Annotated in this window: 15 protein-coding genes; 5 read left to right on the top strand and 10 right to left on the bottom strand. The window is 59.5% G+C overall.

Features of this window, described 5'->3' with window-relative positions; all coding sequences use genetic code 11:
- Positions 1-3 precede the first annotated feature (3 nt).
- The 4 genes from V0R60_RS17895 to miaB form a co-directional block, all read right to left on the bottom strand.
- Complete coding sequence (locus tag V0R60_RS17895; protein ID WP_136474347.1) at positions 4-843, bottom strand: HlyC/CorC family transporter; 840 nt, start codon at positions 841-843, stop codon at positions 4-6.
- Between the two features lie 5 nt (positions 844-848).
- Positions 849-1,343 (bottom strand): rRNA maturation RNase YbeY, encoded by a 495-nt coding sequence (gene ybeY, locus V0R60_RS17890; protein ID WP_136474348.1) that lies wholly within the window; start codon positions 1,341-1,343, stop codon positions 849-851.
- Positions 1,336-2,337, bottom strand: coding sequence for a PhoH family protein (locus tag V0R60_RS17885; protein WP_136474349.1), 1,002 nt, complete (start codon positions 2,335-2,337; stop codon positions 1,336-1,338). The genes ybeY and V0R60_RS17885 overlap by 8 nt, the downstream gene beginning before the upstream one ends.
- 124 nt (positions 2,338-2,461) lie before the next feature.
- Positions 2,462-3,790, bottom strand: a complete 1,329-nt coding sequence (gene miaB / locus V0R60_RS17880; protein WP_136474350.1) for a tRNA (N6-isopentenyl adenosine(37)-C2)-methylthiotransferase MiaB — start codon at positions 3,788-3,790, stop codon at positions 2,462-2,464.
- A 129-nt stretch (positions 3,791-3,919) separates the two neighbouring features.
- Here miaB and V0R60_RS17875 point away from each other — a divergent pair, with 129 nt between their 5' ends.
- Positions 3,920-4,246, top strand: a complete 327-nt coding sequence (locus V0R60_RS17875) for a DUF1820 family protein (protein ID WP_038606593.1) — start codon at positions 3,920-3,922, stop codon at positions 4,244-4,246.
- A 9-nt stretch (positions 4,247-4,255) separates the two neighbouring features.
- Here V0R60_RS17875 and V0R60_RS17870 read toward each other — a convergent pair whose 3' ends face one another.
- The 4 genes from V0R60_RS17870 to V0R60_RS17855 all read right to left on the bottom strand — a co-directional run bounded on the left by V0R60_RS17870 (position 4,256) and on the right by V0R60_RS17855 (position 7,735).
- Entirely contained in the window at positions 4,256-4,804 is a 549-nt protein-coding gene (locus tag V0R60_RS17870) for a tetratricopeptide repeat protein (protein WP_330080430.1), read from the bottom strand.
- A 186-nt stretch (positions 4,805-4,990) separates the two neighbouring features.
- Positions 4,991-6,277 (bottom strand): glutamate-1-semialdehyde 2,1-aminomutase, encoded by a 1,287-nt coding sequence (hemL, locus tag V0R60_RS17865; RefSeq protein WP_136474352.1) that lies wholly within the window; start codon positions 6,275-6,277, stop codon positions 4,991-4,993.
- A gap of 15 nt (positions 6,278-6,292) precedes the next feature.
- A complete protein-coding gene (gene thiE / locus V0R60_RS17860; RefSeq protein WP_136474353.1) occupies positions 6,293-6,919 on the bottom strand; it encodes a thiamine phosphate synthase in 627 nt (208 codons plus the stop codon).
- A 15-nt stretch (positions 6,920-6,934) separates the two neighbouring features.
- A complete protein-coding gene (locus tag V0R60_RS17855) occupies positions 6,935-7,735 on the bottom strand; it encodes a hydroxymethylpyrimidine/phosphomethylpyrimidine kinase (RefSeq protein ID WP_136474354.1) in 801 nt (266 codons plus the stop codon).
- A 263-nt stretch (positions 7,736-7,998) separates the two neighbouring features.
- Between V0R60_RS17855 and V0R60_RS17850 the strand changes: the two genes are divergently transcribed.
- The 4 genes from V0R60_RS17850 to V0R60_RS17835 all read left to right on the top strand — a co-directional run bounded on the left by V0R60_RS17850 (position 7,999) and on the right by V0R60_RS17835 (position 13,890).
- A complete protein-coding gene (locus tag V0R60_RS17850) occupies positions 7,999-9,981 on the top strand; it encodes a sensor histidine kinase (protein WP_136474355.1) in 1,983 nt (660 codons plus the stop codon).
- Positions 9,982-10,063: 82 nt separating this feature from the next.
- Positions 10,064-11,716, top strand: a complete 1,653-nt coding sequence (locus V0R60_RS17845) for an acyl-CoA dehydrogenase family protein (protein WP_330080429.1) — start codon at positions 10,064-10,066, stop codon at positions 11,714-11,716.
- Positions 11,717-11,748: 32 nt separating this feature from the next.
- On the top strand, positions 11,749-13,254 hold the full coding sequence (amn, locus tag V0R60_RS17840) for an AMP nucleosidase (RefSeq protein ID WP_371922240.1): 1,506 nt from the start codon (positions 11,749-11,751) through the stop codon (positions 13,252-13,254).
- Positions 13,255-13,260: 6 nt separating this feature from the next.
- Complete coding sequence (locus V0R60_RS17835; protein WP_136474358.1) at positions 13,261-13,890, top strand: pseudouridine synthase; 630 nt, start codon at positions 13,261-13,263, stop codon at positions 13,888-13,890.
- On the opposite strand, the gene V0R60_RS17830 is transcribed toward V0R60_RS17835, so the two are convergent.
- Entirely contained in the window at positions 13,887-14,090 is a 204-nt protein-coding gene (locus V0R60_RS17830; protein ID WP_045182665.1) for a DUF2788 domain-containing protein, read from the bottom strand. The genes V0R60_RS17835 and V0R60_RS17830 overlap by 4 nt on opposite strands.
- Before the next feature lie 55 nt (positions 14,091-14,145).
- Positions 14,146-14,622, bottom strand: coding sequence for an Lrp/AsnC family transcriptional regulator (locus V0R60_RS17825; RefSeq protein ID WP_136474359.1), 477 nt, complete (start codon positions 14,620-14,622; stop codon positions 14,146-14,148).
- Positions 14,623-15,127 lie beyond the last annotated feature (505 nt).

Here is a 15,127-nt window from a genome sequence, read left to right as displayed (position 1 = left end):
TCCTTAACGGGAGATAGGTGTCAGTCGCAGCAGGTGTATCCGGCGGCTATCGGCATTGAGGATGCGGAATCGGTACGGCCCGATTTCGGTGGTTTCGTTACGCTTGGGCAAATGGCCGAAAGCGCTCATCACCAAACCGCCCACGGTGTCGAATTCGTCGTCGGAGAACTGGCTGTCGAAGAACTCGTTGAAGTTTTCGATAGGGGTCAGCGCCTTGATCAGGAAGTCGCCACTTGGCAGCGGCTTGATGTAGCTGTCTTCCTCGACATCGTGCTCGTCTTCGATGTCGCCGACGATCTGCTCAAGCACGTCTTCGATGGTGACCAGGCCTGCCACGCCACCGTACTCATCGATAACAATGGCCATGTGGTTGTGGTTGGCGCGGAATTCGCGCAGCAGCACATTAAGGCGCTTGGACTCGGGCACGAAGGTGGCCGGGCGCAGAAGATCCTTGATGTTGAAGCTGTCGCCGTTTTCCTTGAGGATCAACGGCAGCAAGTCTTTGGCCAGCAGTACGCCAAGAACATCATCATGGCTCTCACCCACAACCGGGTAGCGCGAGTGCGCAGCATCGATTATCGCCGGGAGAAACTCGCGTGGCGACTGCGTGGCCTTGATGCTGATCATCTGCGAGCGCGGGACCATAATGTCGCGCACTTGCAGGTCGGCCACCTGAATGGCGCCTTCGACGATGGTCAGCGCCTCGCTGTCGAGCAGTTTGTTCTGGTGGGCTTCGCGCAGCAGCTCAAGCAGCTCCTGGCGGTTTTTCGGCTCATGGGCAAAAGCCTGGGTCAATTTGCCCAGCCAGGACTTTTGCCCGTTGCTCGATCGATCTTCGCTCATGGCGGTTACTCGTGATCCTTGCAGATATCAGTGTGGGGTGCGTCGTGTTCGTCGTCGGCGTACGGGTCCGGATGACCCAATTGCGCAAGCAACTCTCGTTCCAGTGCTTCCATTTCCTCGGCCTCATCGTCATCGATGTGGTCGTAGCCCAGCAGGTGCAGGCAACCATGGATAACCAGGTGCGCCCAGTGGGCCTCGAGGGATTTGCCTTGCTCGATGGCCTCGCGTTCGACCACTGCGATGCAGATCACCAGGTCGCCCAGCAGGGGAATGTCGAGCATGTCATCCGGTACATCGGCGGGGAAGGACAGTACGTTAGTGGCGTAGTCCTTGTGCCGATAGGTGTGATTGAGCTCACGCGCTTCGGTTTCGTCCACCAGGCGAATGGTCATTTCCGAATCAGCGGTGCGCTGGCGCAGGGCCAGTTCGCACCAACGTCGGAACTGGTCTTCGCTCGGGTGTGGTGCATCGCTTGCCAGCTGAAGATCGAGCTCAAGCATCGCGTTTGGTGCCTTCGCTGATGTCCTGTTGACGGCTGTCGAAGCGCTCGTAGGCTTCAACGATACGCTGCACCAATGGGTGGCGAACCACATCTTTGGGTTGGAAGTGGGTGAAACTGATGCCCGGCACACCCTTGAGCACGTCGATTACATGCGACAGGCCCGACTTGGTGCCACGGGGCAGGTCGACTTGGGTGATGTCGCCGGTGATTACCGCCGTGGAGCCGAAGCCGATACGGGTGAGGAACATCTTCATCTGCTCGACGGTGGTGTTCTGACTCTCATCGAGAATGATGAAGCTGTTGTTCAGGGTGCGGCCGCGCATGTAGGCCAGCGGGGCAATCTCGATGACCTGGCGCTCGATCAACTTGGCGACATGCTCGAAACCAAGCATTTCGTAGAGAGCGTCGTAGAGCGGGCGCAGGTATGGATCGATTTTCTGCGCCAGGTCGCCAGGCAGGAAGCCGAGTTTTTCGCCTGCCTCGACCGCTGGGCGTACCAGCAGGATGCGACGTACTTGCTCACGCTCCAGTGCATCGACTGCGCAGGCTACTGCCAGGTAGGTCTTGCCGGTACCTGCAGGGCCAATGCCGAAGTTGATGTCGTTGCCGAGGATTTCCTTCACATAAAGCTGCTGGTTGAGCCCGCGTGGACGAATCATGCCCTTGCGCGTGCGCAGGGAAACACTGACTTCGTTGATTGCCGGGTTTTCCAGTTCCTGCACCGCAGATTCCTGCAGGAACAGGTGAACCATTTCCGGAGACAGCTCAGTGGCCTTGGTCTCGCGATAGAGACGGCGCAGCAGCTGTTCAGCCGAGGAGGTGTGTTTAGGCTCGCCGATCAATTCAAATTGATTGCCGCGGTTGCGGATCTCGATGGCCAGGCGCTGTTCAATCAAGCGCAAATGCTCGTCGAACTGCCCGCACAAATTGGCGAAGCGATGGGCCTCGAAAGGTTCGAGGATGAAACGATGAGGTTCTATGGGTGCGTTCAAGGTCGTTTTTTTAGCCGCCCAACGGCAATGGAGATGAACTCAAGGATAACCTTAGCCGCTGCAGGGCGAAAGCGCTGAAACGATCAAGGGTCGCCGGGCCTGTATTCAGGCCCGGCAGGACAGCTTACTGCGCCAGAGAGCCGAACAGCGAATGTGGGCGAGCGTCGTCGATGCGAATGTCGACGAACTGGCCGATCAGCTTGGGATTGTCGCAGCGGAAGTTGACGATACGGTTATTCTCGGTGCGCCCTTGCAGTTGGCCTGGGTCGCGACGGGAGTAGTCGGTAACCAGGATGCGCTGCACGGTACCGACCATTTGTCGGCTGATTTCGAAGCCTTGTGTGTCGAGGCGATGTTGCAAGGCTTTGAGTCGCTCCTTTTTCACCTCTTCTGGGGTCTCGTCGGGCAAGTCGGATGCCGGGGTGCCAGGGCGCGGGCTATAGACAAAGGAGTAGGAGAAATCGAAGCCGACATCGGCGACCAGTTTCATGGTCTGCTCGAACTCTTTCTCGGTTTCGCCTGGGAAGCCGACGATGAAGTCGGAGCTGATGCAGATACCGGGTACGGCCGCCTTGAGCTTACGCAGCTTGGACTTGTACTCAAGCACCGTGTGGTTGCGCTTCATTGCCGCCAATACGCGGTCGGCACCTGATTGCACAGGCAGGTGCAGGTGCTTGACCAGTTCAGGTACTTCGGCGTGGGCCTGGATCAGGCTGTCGGAAAATTCCAGCGGATGCGAGGTGGTGTAGCGGATGCGGTCGATGCCATCGACCGCGGCCACCACCCTGATCAGCTCAGCCAGGTCTGCCAGGCGACCGTCGTGGGTCTGGCCGCGGTAGCCATTGACGTTTTGCCCCAGCAGCGTGACTTCGCGAACGCCGTTCTCGGCCAGGTGAATCACTTCGGACAGTACATCGTCGAAGGGGCGGCTGACTTCTTCACCGCGTGTGTACGGCACCACGCAGAAGGTGCAGTACTTGCTGCAGCCTTCCATTACCGAGACATAGGCAGTAGGGCCGTCGATGCGGGGTTCGGGCAAATGGTCGAACTTTTCGATTTCCGGGAACGACACGTCAACCTGAGGTAGGCGTGTGGTGCGAGCGGCATCGATCATTTCCGGCAGGCGATGCAGGGTTTGCGGACCGAATACCACGTCGACATACGGCGCACGCTTGCGGATCGATTCGCCTTCCTGGCTGGCGACGCAGCCGCCAACGGCGATGACCATGTCCGGGTTTTCTTCCTTCAGTTCGCGCCAGCGGCCCAACTGGGAGTAGACCCGGTCCTGGGCGCGCTCGCGAATCGAGCAGGTATTGAGCAGGATCACGTCGGCATCTTCGGCGCGTGCAGTGACCTCCAGGGCTTGATGTTCACCCAGCAGGTCGATCATGCGCGAGCTGTCGTACTCGTTCATTTGGCAACCGTGGGTTTCGATATAAAGCTTCTTGGCCATGGGAGATCATCAGGTAATTCGAAGAACCGCACATTATAAGGGGGTAGGGTGGCGGTTCCTAGCATTGTCGGTCTGGGGGCTATGTTATAGTTTGCCCATTCTTTACAACCTATGACTGTTCCCGCCTAAATGACCAAGCGCGAAGCTCCTATCTACAAAGTGATCTTTCTCAACCAGGGCCAGGTATTCGAGATGTATGCCAAGCAGATCTATCAGAGCGATCTGTGGGGTTTCCTGGAAATAGAGGAATTTGTTTTCGGCGAGCGTACTCAGGTCGTGGTCGATCCAAGCGAAGAAAAGCTCAAGGCCCAATTCGAAGGCGTGGTTCGCAGCTTTGTGCCGATGCACTCGATCGTGCGCATTGATGAAGTCGAGCGCCTGGGTACACCGAAGATCAGCGAAGCCCGTGGCGTCAGCAATGTGATGCCGTTTCCGATGCCAATGCCGGAAAAGTAAGACCCGGTTTCAGGGGAGTGGCGAGAAGGGCGTGCGTCCTTCGGCAGTCTGCAGTTCCAGCAGGTACTTGCGGAAAATCTGGCCCAGCACCTGGGTTGCCACTTCCAGATCCTCGCGGGGCATTTGCTCCGAGACTTCGTCGGCCAGGTCCAGTGCATCTTCTGCGCCGTTGACAGCCGCCATCTTCAGCACGATGTACGCCTGTACGTTGTTGGCGGCAACGCCTTCACCTTTGAAAAACATGCTGCCCAAGCGGTACTGGGCCTCGGCATGACCTTGCAATGAGGCTTGCTCGAAGTAGCTCAGGGCTTGCTTGAGGTCGCGCGGCGTGTTGGTGCCCTCGTAATAGAACTCGCCCAGTTCGTATTGGGCTTGAGCATCACCGTCGTGCGCAGCCTGCTGGCAGGCGGCCAGGGCTTGAGGCAGATCTTCAGGCTGGGAATTGAGGGTGCAGCGGCCCGTAGCCGGAATCAGCAACGAGTTACCGCCTGCGTAGACCAGCAGGGGCTGAAGAAGCAACAGGCAGCCCAGGGCAAGGGCGCGGCCGGTGCGGTTCATGGGGATCGACTTACCTCTGCAAAGCTGCGGCCAAAGTGTCTGGTGGCACATTATGGGATAAGCAACGCCTACCTTACAAAGTCTTTACTCGATTTTCTGCTGAGCAACCCTCGGTAGCGGCGGGCCGGCCCTGCGATTGTGCTATGTCAGCCACATCAGTTCGCGGAGCCAGCCCAGTCCTACCGTTTAGTCTTTGAGCTTGGCGAACGCGCGCTCAGCAGCATCCAAGGTGATTTTCAGCTCGGCTTCGCCATGGGCGATCGAGGTAAAACCGGCCTCAAAGGCGCTTGGCGCCAGGTACACGCCGCCTTCGAGCATCAGGTGGAAGAAGCGCTTGAAGCGCTCGGCATCGCTGGCCATTACATCATCGAAGGTGACGATGTCGTCAGCACCACTGAAGTACAGGCCGAACATGCCGCCGGCCTGGGTGGTGACGAACGGAATGCCTGCGGCATCGGCACGTTGTTGAAGACCGTCAAGCAGGCGACTGGTGTAGTCGCTCAGTTCGGCGTGAAAGCCAGGGCGGCTGATCAGTCTCAGGGTGGTCAGGCCAGCGGCCATGGCCAACGGGTTGCCCGACAGGGTGCCGGCCTGGTAGACCGGCCCCAACGGTGCAATCTGCTCCATGATCTTGCGCTTGCCGCCGAAGCAGCCCACTGGCATGCCGCCGCCAACGATCTTGCCGAAGGTCGACAGGTCGGGAGTGACGCCGTAATGCGCTTGGGCGCCGCCCAAGGCAACACGGAAACCCGTCATCACTTCGTCGAAAATCAGCACCACGCCGTGCTTGTCGCACAGCGAACGCAGGCCTTCGAGGAAACCTGGCGCCGGTGGGACGCAGTTCATGTTGCCGGCAACGGGCTCAACGATGATGCACGCAACTTCGTCACCGACGTCGGCGAGCATGGTTTCGACCGCGTCGATATCGTTGAACGGCAGGGTCAGGGTGTGCTTGGCGAAGGCTGCAGGTACGCCAGCGGAGCTTGGTACACCTTGGGTCAGCAGGCCGGAGCCCGCTTTTACCAGCAAGCTGTCGGAGTGGCCGTGGTAGCAGCCTTCGAACTTGATGATGCTGTCGCGGCCGGTGAAACCACGGGCCAGACGAATGGCGCTCATGGTCGCTTCGGTGCCGGAGCTGACCATGCGCACCATTTCCATCGACGGCACGATCGAGCAGACCAGATCGGCCATCTCGGTTTCCATGGCGGTCGGGGCGCCATAGGACAAGCCGTGTTCCAACTGCTTGCGCACGGAGTCGAGCACTTCTGGGTGGCTGTGGCCGAGAATCATCGGGCCCCAGGAGCCGACATAGTCAACATAGCGCTTGTCGTCTTCGTCGGTGACGTAGGCACCTTCGGCATGTTTGAAGAACAGTGGCGTGCCGCCAACGCTCTTGAACGCCCGCACCGGTGAGTTGACGCCACCGGGGATGTGTTTCTGAGCGTTGGCAAATAGAGTTTCGGAACGAGACATGATGGGCTCTCTCAATCAGGCAGATGCAAACAAAGCGTTGAAGGCGCGTGCGCGGCGGGTGACTTCCTGTGTGCTGTCAGCGCCGAACAGGCCATGAATCACTGCCAGCAGGTCGACGCCGTGGGCGATCAACGGGGCAGCGTTGTCCAGGTTGATGCCGCCGATCGCACAGATCGGCAGCTTGAGGCGGGTGCGCGCTTGTTCCAGCAGGGCGCTGTCGGCGGCTGGAACGCCCGGCTTGGTCACGGAATTGAAGAAGCGGCCGAAGGCGACGTAGCTGGCACCTTCGCGAGCGGCTTGCTCGGCGAGGTCCAGCTGGGCGTGGCAGGTAGAGCCGATGATCGCCTCGCGCCCGAGCAGGGTCCGGGCCGGCGTCAATGGGCCATCGGTTTGGCCCAGGTGTACACCCACCCCAAGGCGCGCTGCGAGTTCAGCATCGTCATTGATGATCAGGTGGGTTTTGTAACGGGCGCAGAGTTCAGCCAAGGCCTCAGCTTCGCGCAGGCGGCGGGCTTCATCCTGGCTTTTGTCGCGGTACTGCAGCAAGGTCACGCCGCCTTCAAGAGCTGCTTCGACATAGGGCAGAAACTTTCCGGCCAACAGCTGACTATCAGTGATTGCGTACAGACCGCGTAGCTTCATGTCGATGCCTCGAGCTCAGGAACAGAAATCCAGGGGTAAGCGGCGCGGCACATATTGGCCCTTGCCCAGTTGTTCGGCGTCACGCAGGGTTCGCCAGGTGTAGTCGAGGGCCGAGCGTACGGCACTTTGCAATTGTTCGCCCAGGGCCAGGCGGCCGGCCAGAGCGCTGGCCAGGGTGCAACCCGAGCCATGGTAGCTGCCCGGCAGGCGCTGGCAGGTCCAGGTGTGTTGCTGACCGTCGCGGCTGTACAGGCGGTTATGGATTTCGTGCTCGTCACCGTGACCGCCAGTGATCAGCAGGTGTCTGACGTAGGGCAACAGTTTTTCCGCGCATTCATCCGCCGTGCCCTCAGGCAGTTCGGCAAGGATGCGCGCTTCGGGAAGGTTTGGTGTAGCAATGGTAGCCAGCGGCAACAGTCGTTCGCGCATGGCGTAGCCGACCTCATCCTTGCCCAGGCGGCCACCACCGCCAGCACGCAGTACCGGGTCGCAGACCAGCGGTAGATGCGGGTGGGCACTGAGAAGCTCGACAACAGTGTCGACCATCGCCAGTGAGCCGAGCATACCCAGCTTCACCGCGGCTACCGTTGAGTCGGCAAGCACGGCATTGGCCTGGGCCAGTACCCACTCGCGGTCGAGCACACGAAAGTCGGTGACATTGACGGTATCCTGCACGGTCAAGGCGGTCACGGCGGGAGCGGCGTGACACCCTTGGGCGATCAGGGCTTCGATATCTGCCTGCAAGCCGGCGCCGCCACTGGGGTCGTGGCCGGAGAGACAGAGGACAACGGGGCGGGAGCTGTAGGTAGTATTCATGGTGCGCGAGCTTACCATCAATCGCTTTTGTCGGGTCTGCCCCCGCGCCCGGGTTTTTTGATAGAGCGCTCGCGTGTTGAGCTTTAATGCTCTGAAAGTGCCGTGCTAGAGCCTTTCTTGAGGATTTTTAAGTAGCCCCTGGCAGCTTGGAAAAGCTATGCTAGAGTGCTCGAACATACCGATAACGGTTACTGCCGGATCGCGTCGCCTCAAACGGACAGGAGGCTGCTGCGACATGACCGGACAGACCATGCTGGGGCTGTATGCGCTATTTGCTGATTGTTGTGCTGGGCTGGTTGCCAATGTTGGCCACAGCGATCGATTTTGATGACTCAACCCGCAGCCTGCCCCTGGGGCGAGTGATGCAGGTCTTCGAGGACCGCGAGGGTAATGCCAGCATCGCGCAGGTGAGCGCCCCGGCGTTCATTGAGCACTTTCGTACACATCACGCTGACGTATTGAATGCCGGTTACTCCAAGTCGGTGTTCTGGATCAAACTCGATCTGCGTTACAGCGCCCCGCCCGCTACCGCGCCGCGCAACTGGTTGCTGGAGCTTGCCTACCCGCCGCTGGACCATCTGGAATTGTACCTGGCCGATAGTGCCGGCGCTTTTCGCCTGGCCCAGCGCACGGGTGATGCGCTGCCGTATGACAGCCGGCAGATCAAGCAGAACGACTATCTGTTCGAAATGCCCTTCACGCCGGGGCAGGCCACTACCGTCTACCTGCGCCTGCATAGCCAGGGTTCGGTCCAGGCACCGCTGACACTGTGGTCCACCGAGGCTTATCTGGAAGCACAACCCACGCGGCTTTATGTACTCGGCCTGATCTACGGCGTGCTGCTGGGGATGTTGGTCTACAACCTGTTCATCTACCTCAGTGTCCGCGATACCAGTTACCTCTATTACATCCTTTATATCGCTTCGTTTGGTCTCTACCAGGTATCGGTCAACGGTGCTGGCGTCGCCTACTTCTGGCCAGACAATCCCTGGTGGGCGAACGCTGCTACACCATTGTTCATCGGAGCTGCCGGCTTATTTGGATGCCAGTTTGCCCGCACCTTTCTGCAAATGGCCCAACACAGCAAGGCCTTCGATGGCCTGCTCAAGGTGTTGATGGGCGGTGGTGCGCTGGTGATGCTGTTGTCGCTGGTCAGCAGCTACGGCATTGCCCTGCGCCTGGCCACTGTCCTGGCGCTGCTGTTCACTGTGAGTATCTTTGCCGCCGGGCTGTATGCCTGGTGGCGGGGCTTGCGCGTGGCGCGCTACTTCATTATTGCCTGGACGGCGTTCCTGCTCGGTGGCCTGGTCAACACCCTGATGGTGCTTGGCTACCTGCCCAATGTTTTCCTGACCATGTATGCCAGCCAGATCGGTTCAGCCCTTGAGGTATGTCTGTTGTCGCTGGCGTTGGCCGACCGTATCAACAGTATGCGTAACCAGCAGGCCCAGGCGCTGCGTGATACAGGCCGGGCACTGGAAGTATTGAATCGGCAGTTGTCCGACAGCAACCGCTTGAAGGATGAGTTCCTCGCGACGGTAACCCATGAACTGCGCACGCCGATGAATGGTGTGATCGGGTCGCTTGAGTTGATGCAGACAGAGCCCATGGGGCATGCGTTGGCCCAGTACCAGCACACCGCCAGCTCCGCTGCCCAGGACATGATGAGCATGGTTGATGACATCTTGATCCTTACCGAACTGCAGGCCGGTCGCTTGAGTGCGCAGAATGCGCCGTTCGGCCTGCGCAATCTGTTGCAGGAACTGCGTGCCAAATATGCCGCCGTGGCGTTGAGCAAGGGTTTGTACCTGAATCTGGATGTGCCGGCAGATCTGCCCGAAATGCTGGTCGGCGACCGCCACAAACTGGCCCTGTGCATCAGCTATCTATTGGATAACGGGATCAAGTTCAGCCACCAGGGCGGTGTCATGTTGCAGGTGCGCGGATGCTTGCAGGGCCCCGAACTGTTGGGCCTGGCCATCAGTGTCAGTGACACTGGTATCGGCTTTGACCGTTTGGCCGAGCCAGGCATCTATCAGCGATTCTTCCAGGTCGATGGCTCGATGAGCCGCCAGTACGGCGGTCTCGGTATCGGTCTGGCGATCTGCCGGCAACTGGCCGAATTGATCAACGCGCGCCTGCAGCATGAGTCGAGCCCAGGCGTGGGAAGCCGCTTCGAGTTGGGGTTGAGCCTTGCCTTGAGCCAACCGCAGGCACTGGCCGGAATGGGGGTAAATCGCGGCTAGTTAGGCGTATTTGTCACTTTGACCGCAGGGGAGGGCGTGATTCACTGAAATTTCAGTCATCTCCAGATCCAGGAGCCCCCTGATGAACCTGCACCAGTACGCTGAAACCCACGAAGTCACCAATCAGCCGCCATCGCTGGATGGCGCCAATCTGTATCGGATCGACCTGCCTTTGCAGCAATGGTCGCGGCACTTCGGAGCAGGCTGGGCGCAGGACCGAATTGATGCCTACGGGGCACTCGCCGGTGGGCCATTAATGGCTGCAGGCTTCCTGGCTAATCAGAACAAGCCGCAGTTTCATAGCCACGACCGCTATGGTCATCGTATCGATCTGGTGGAGTTTCACCCGGCGTACCATGACCTGATGCGCACGGCCATCGAACACGGCTTGCCTTCGCTGCCCTGGACAGCGCCACGCGAGGGCGCTCACGTCGCCCGCGCCGCGATGACCTATTTGCACAGTCAGGCCGAAGCGGGCAGTGGATGTCCGCTTACCATGACGTTCGCCGCCGTACCAGCGCTCAAGCTTCAGCCGGAGCTGGCGCAGTATTGGCTACCCAAGGTGCTGGCCACTGAATACGACCCACGCAATGTCGGCGACCGACACAAGAACGGCGTCACGCTGGGCATGGCCATGACCGAAAAGCAGGGGGGGACCGATGTCCGTGCCAACACTACGCGCGCCTACCCCGTGGGCGCTCCAGGACCGGGGCAGGCCTACGAATTGGTCGGTCACAAGTGGTTCTGTTCGGCGCCGATGTGTGACGCGTTTTTGACCCTGGCCCAGACCGACAAAGGTTTGAGTTGTTTTCTGCTACCGCGTCATCGCCCGGATGACAACCGCAACCAGTTCTATATCCAGCGCTTGAAAAACAAGCTCGGCAACTGCTCCAACGCCTCCAGTGAGGTTGAATTTCGCGGCGCCCTGGCGTGGATGATTGGTGAGGAAGGGCGCGGGGTGCCAACCATTATCGAAATGGTCGCCATGACCCGTTTCGATTGCATGGTTGGCTCCAGCGCTTTGATGCGTCAGGCCCTGACTCAGGCAGCCCATCACTGTGCTCATCGCCAGGTAGGCGGGCGTTTGCTGGCGCAACAGCCATTGATGCAAAACGTCCTCGCGGACCTGGCCCTGGAAAGTGAGGCGGCATTGGCCTTGAGCCTGCGCATGGGGCGCGCTCTTGATCAGCCGGATGACCCGCAACAAGCACGTTTCTCGCGCCTGGTTACGGCAGTGGGCAAGTATTGGATATGTAAGCGTGCGCCGGCAATGATCAACGAAGCGGCCGAATGCATGGGCGGCGCTGGTTATGTAGAGGACAGCATCCTGCCACGCTTGTACCGAGAGGCCCCGGTGAATTCCACCTGGGAAGGCTCAGGTAACGTCCAGTGCCTGGATGTGTTGCGCGCGTTGTCCAAAGAACCCGGTGTGCTGGATGCCCTGTTCGATGAGTTAGGCGATGGTCATGGTGATCCGCGCCTGGCCGTGCACATTGGCAACCTCAAGGCTGCATTCGCCGATACTGGCGATGTTCAATACCGCGCTCGCCAGCTCACCGAAGATATTGCTTTGGGCCTGCAGGCCAAGCTATTGCTCGAAGCCGGCAATGCTACCGTCAGCGATGCATTTATAGGCAGCCGTCTGGGCGGCAGTGGCCGGGTCTACGGGGTGCTGCCCCGAGGTGTGGATGTTGGCGAAATAGTGGCGCGCTCGACCCCGAATTGGCCGCTCTAACATGCGTGCCTTTGTAAGAATATAAAGGCAAGATGGTCACATGCATGTCAGACAGGAAGTACATTGTGAGCCGTACTGATGAAGCCTTCGTTGTCGTAGAAACCGCCGAGCAGGCCGTCGATCGTTTGGCGGCCCTGCACGAAGAGTCCACAGGGGCCTTGAGCCAGGCGCTCAAACGCTATCTCAAGGATCGCACCGAGCCAACCGCCCAGGAACGCGCATTGTTCCGCTACCCGGAATTGCGTCTGACTTATGAGTACCACGGTGAGGTCCCGGCGATAACCCGCGCCTACGCCAAGGTCCAGTTGCCTGGCACTTATAGCGTGACCGTGACTCAGCCTGCGGCTTTTCGCAGCTACTTGCTGGAGCAACTGAAGCCGCTGATGCGTGATTTCACCGTCACCGTCGAAGTGGGCGTCAGCCAACAGAATATTCCTTACCCCTATGTGGTCGAGCAGGGCGATGAATTGGCGGGTAGCGGGATCACCGCGGCTGCGCTGGCGCGGGTTTTCCCGAGCACCGATCTGTCGGCGGCGACCGATGGCATCGCCGATGGTCTCTATGACTGGGCCAATGTCGATCCGTTGCCGCTGGCGCTATTCGATGCGGCGCGGGTGGATTTCTCCTTGCGCCGCCTGGTGCATTACACCGGCAGCGACTGGCGCCATGTGCAGCCGTGGATTTTGCTGACCAACTATCACCGCTATGTTGACCAGTTCGTTACCCATGGCCTGGAGCGTCTGCGCGAAGACCCGCGTTTTGTACGCATGGTTCTTCCGGGCAACGTGATCATTGAAAAGAGCATGGACAACGGTGAGGCCCAGGCGCTGGTCGCTGGCGTGGTCTGGCACCGCTACCAGATGCCGGCTTATCACTTGATTGCCGCTGATGGCGATGGCATCACCCTGGTCAATATTGGCGTCGGCCCTTCCAACGCCAAAAACATTACCGATCACCTGGCCGTGTTGCGTCCACATTGCTGGTTGATGATTGGCCATTGTGGAGGCCTGCGTCAGTCACAGACCATTGGCGATTACGTGTTGGCTCACGCTTACATGCGCCGTGACGGCATTCTTGATCGTGTCGTACCGCCACACATTCCTATTCCGGCACTGGCCGAAGTGCAACTGGCGTTGCAGGAAGCCGCAGCACAAGTCACTGGCGAGCGTGGCGAGGAGCTGAAAAAGCGCCTGCGAACCGGCACCGTGTTGACCTATGACGATCGTAACTGGGAGTTGCGCTGGGCTCAGGAGCGACCGTTGATCAACCTGTCGCGGGCGGTGGCAGTGGACATGGAAAGCGGCACCATCGCCGCCCAGGGCTATCGCTTGCGGGTGCCGTACGGCACTTTGCTGTGTGTTTCGGACAAGCCTTTGCACAGCGAGATCAAGCTGCCAGGTTCGGCCAACGCCTTCTACAATCGTGCTGTCAGCCAGCACTTGAAGATCGGTATCGCCGCACTGGACCTGCTGCGTACCGAGCTGCATTCGCTGCACTCGCGTAAACTGCGCAGTTTCGACGAGCCGCCGTTCCGCTGAGGCCCCATGCCGTTACCCCCACGTTCCAAGCCGCGTAAAACCGCGGCCAAACCCTCCGGCCCGCGTCGCCAGTCCAAGGCGCCGCCGGCCGAGCCGCGGTTGATTCTGTTCAACAAGCCCTTCGATGTGCTGACCCAGTTCAGTGACGGCGAGGGGCGCGCAACCCTCAAGGACTTCATCGAAATTCCGGGTGTCTACCCGGCTGGGCGTCTGGACCGCGACAGTGAAGGTTTGCTGTTGCTGACCAATGACGGCCAGCTACAGGCGCGCATAGCCGACCCGAAGCACAAGTTGGCGAAAACCTATTGGGTGCAAGTCGAGGGTGAACCAAGCGCAGAACAGCTGCAGCGTTTGCGTGAGGGTGTCGAGCTTAACGATGGCCCCACCTTGCCTGCCGAGGCCCGTCAGCTCGAAGAGCCGCAGCTGTGGCCGCGCAACCCGCCGGTTCGCTTTCGCAAAAGCGTGCCGACCAGTTGGCTGGAGTTGGTGATCAAGGAAGGACGCAACCGCCAGGTGCGGCGCATGACCGCTGCCGTCGGGCTGCCGACCCTGCGCTTGGTGCGCGTGCGGATCGGCGACTGGACGCTGGACGGTCTGGATCAGGGGCAATGGCGGGAAGTGCCTGCCAGGCGCTAGACGCCTTCGATATAGCCGATCACTACGCTTTTGATGATGAAGGCGAGGATACCCAGGCCAAGCACGAAAAACAGAATGAACGTGCCGAACTTGCCGGCTTTGGATTTTTTCGCCAGGTCCCAGACGATAAAACCCATGAAACCAATCAGGATGGTGACCAGGATGGTCATCATCCACTCTTCGAACAACGCAGGATCCATCGGTACTCTCCGGCAAGTTGAGGCGCGCAATTATACGCCTCGCTCGCCAGTCTGACTAACGCAGGTGCGTTAACGGTAGCTCGGTGCTGGCCAGAACCTGGTTGAGCACGAAACTGGAGCGCACGCTGGTCACCCCTTCAATTCGGGTCAGGTGCCCCAGAAGCAGCTTTTGATAGTGGTCCATGTCGGGGACCACTACTTTGAGCTGGTAGTCGGCGTCCATCCCGGTCACCAGGCTGCACTCCAGCACTTGCGGCAGGCTGCGAATCGCTGTTTCGAAGGCTTCGAAACGTTCCGGCGTGTGGCGGTCCATACCGATCAGCACATAAGCCGTGAGGCTCAAGCCCAGTTTCTTTCGATCGAGCAGGGCTACCTGGCGGGAGATGTAGCCGTCGTCTTCCAATTGCTTGACCCGTCGCGAGCAAGGCGAGGGTGACAGGCCGATACGTTCGGCCAGTTCCTGGTTGGAGATGCGTGCGTCGCGCTGCAATTCGGCAAGAATACTCAGGTCGTAGCGGTCCAGTTTGCTCATGGAACATGCCTTTTCTGTTTCGATTGCGTTGAATTATCAATCCTTAGGTAAAAATTGCGCAAGTGCTATTTGAATGAGCAATCTTCGCAATCCTCTGTCGCCGCGCTAATCCTATGATTACACCCAGAATCACTGCCCGGACTTCAGTCCAGTGCAGCTGGCCTTATCGGGGCAGCTGCGGCCAGCAACCCAACAGGGTTGTGCTCGGCCCCCGGGCTACACACTGTTCACAAGACAGCGTGAGGTGAGCCGACGTCACAAGCGTCGAGCACGGACAAAATTCTCAAAGGGAGGCCTCAGGTCTCCCTTTTTTATGGTTCTTCACGAAATCCCGGGGGCATGATCTTTGGGCTGGGCTGGGCTGGGCTGGGCTGGGCTGGGCTGGGCTGGGCTGGGCTGGGATTTGAGGCTGTGAGCTTATCCATTCGATGCGGCGGCGCTGTTGGCCCCTTCCGCCCTTACGGCGGGTCCCTTTTGTCTTGGCAAAAGGAACCAAAACCGTGTG

Source organism: Pseudomonas auratipiscis, from assembly GCF_036324085.1.
Classification (GTDB): Bacteria; Pseudomonadota; Gammaproteobacteria; order Pseudomonadales; family Pseudomonadaceae; genus Aquipseudomonas; species Aquipseudomonas auratipiscis.
The sequence above is the reverse complement of the archived record's forward strand: the minus strand, read 5'-3'. Positions and strand labels throughout refer to the sequence as shown.

What these genes read in the sequence shown, in the direction of transcription:
- V0R60_RS17830 (WP_045182665.1), bottom strand. Translation starts at nt 14,090, where the DNA reads ATGGATCCTGCGTTGTTCGAAGAGTGGATGATGACCATCCTGGTCACC.
- V0R60_RS17825 (WP_136474359.1), bottom strand. Translation starts at nt 14,622, where the DNA reads ATGAGCAAACTGGACCGCTACGACCTGAGTATTCTTGCCGAATTGCAG.
- V0R60_RS17870 (WP_330080430.1), bottom strand. Translation starts at nt 4,804, where the DNA reads ATGAACCGCACCGGCCGCGCCCTTGCCCTGGGCTGCCTGTTGCTTCTT.
- V0R60_RS17850 (WP_136474355.1), top strand. Translation starts at nt 7,999, where the DNA reads ATGCGCTATTTGCTGATTGTTGTGCTGGGCTGGTTGCCAATGTTGGCC.
- thiE (WP_136474353.1), bottom strand. Translation starts at nt 6,919, where the DNA reads ATGAAGCTACGCGGTCTGTACGCAATCACTGATAGTCAGCTGTTGGCC.
- miaB (WP_136474350.1), bottom strand. Translation starts at nt 3,790, where the DNA reads ATGGCCAAGAAGCTTTATATCGAAACCCACGGTTGCCAAATGAACGAG.
- hemL (WP_136474352.1), bottom strand. Translation starts at nt 6,277, where the DNA reads ATGTCTCGTTCCGAAACTCTATTTGCCAACGCTCAGAAACACATCCCC.
- V0R60_RS17855 (WP_136474354.1), bottom strand. Translation starts at nt 7,735, where the DNA reads ATGAATACTACCTACAGCTCCCGCCCCGTTGTCCTCTGTCTCTCCGGC.
- V0R60_RS17875 (WP_038606593.1), top strand. Translation starts at nt 3,920, where the DNA reads ATGACCAAGCGCGAAGCTCCTATCTACAAAGTGATCTTTCTCAACCAG.
- ybeY (WP_136474348.1), bottom strand. Translation starts at nt 1,343, where the DNA reads ATGCTTGAGCTCGATCTTCAGCTGGCAAGCGATGCACCACACCCGAGC.
- V0R60_RS17835 (WP_136474358.1), top strand. Translation starts at nt 13,261, where the DNA reads ATGCCGTTACCCCCACGTTCCAAGCCGCGTAAAACCGCGGCCAAACCC.
- V0R60_RS17895 (WP_136474347.1), bottom strand. Translation starts at nt 843, where the DNA reads ATGAGCGAAGATCGATCGAGCAACGGGCAAAAGTCCTGGCTGGGCAAA.
- amn (WP_371922240.1), top strand. Translation starts at nt 11,749, where the DNA reads ATGGTCACATGCATGTCAGACAGGAAGTACATTGTGAGCCGTACTGAT.
- V0R60_RS17845 (WP_330080429.1), top strand. Translation starts at nt 10,064, where the DNA reads ATGAACCTGCACCAGTACGCTGAAACCCACGAAGTCACCAATCAGCCG.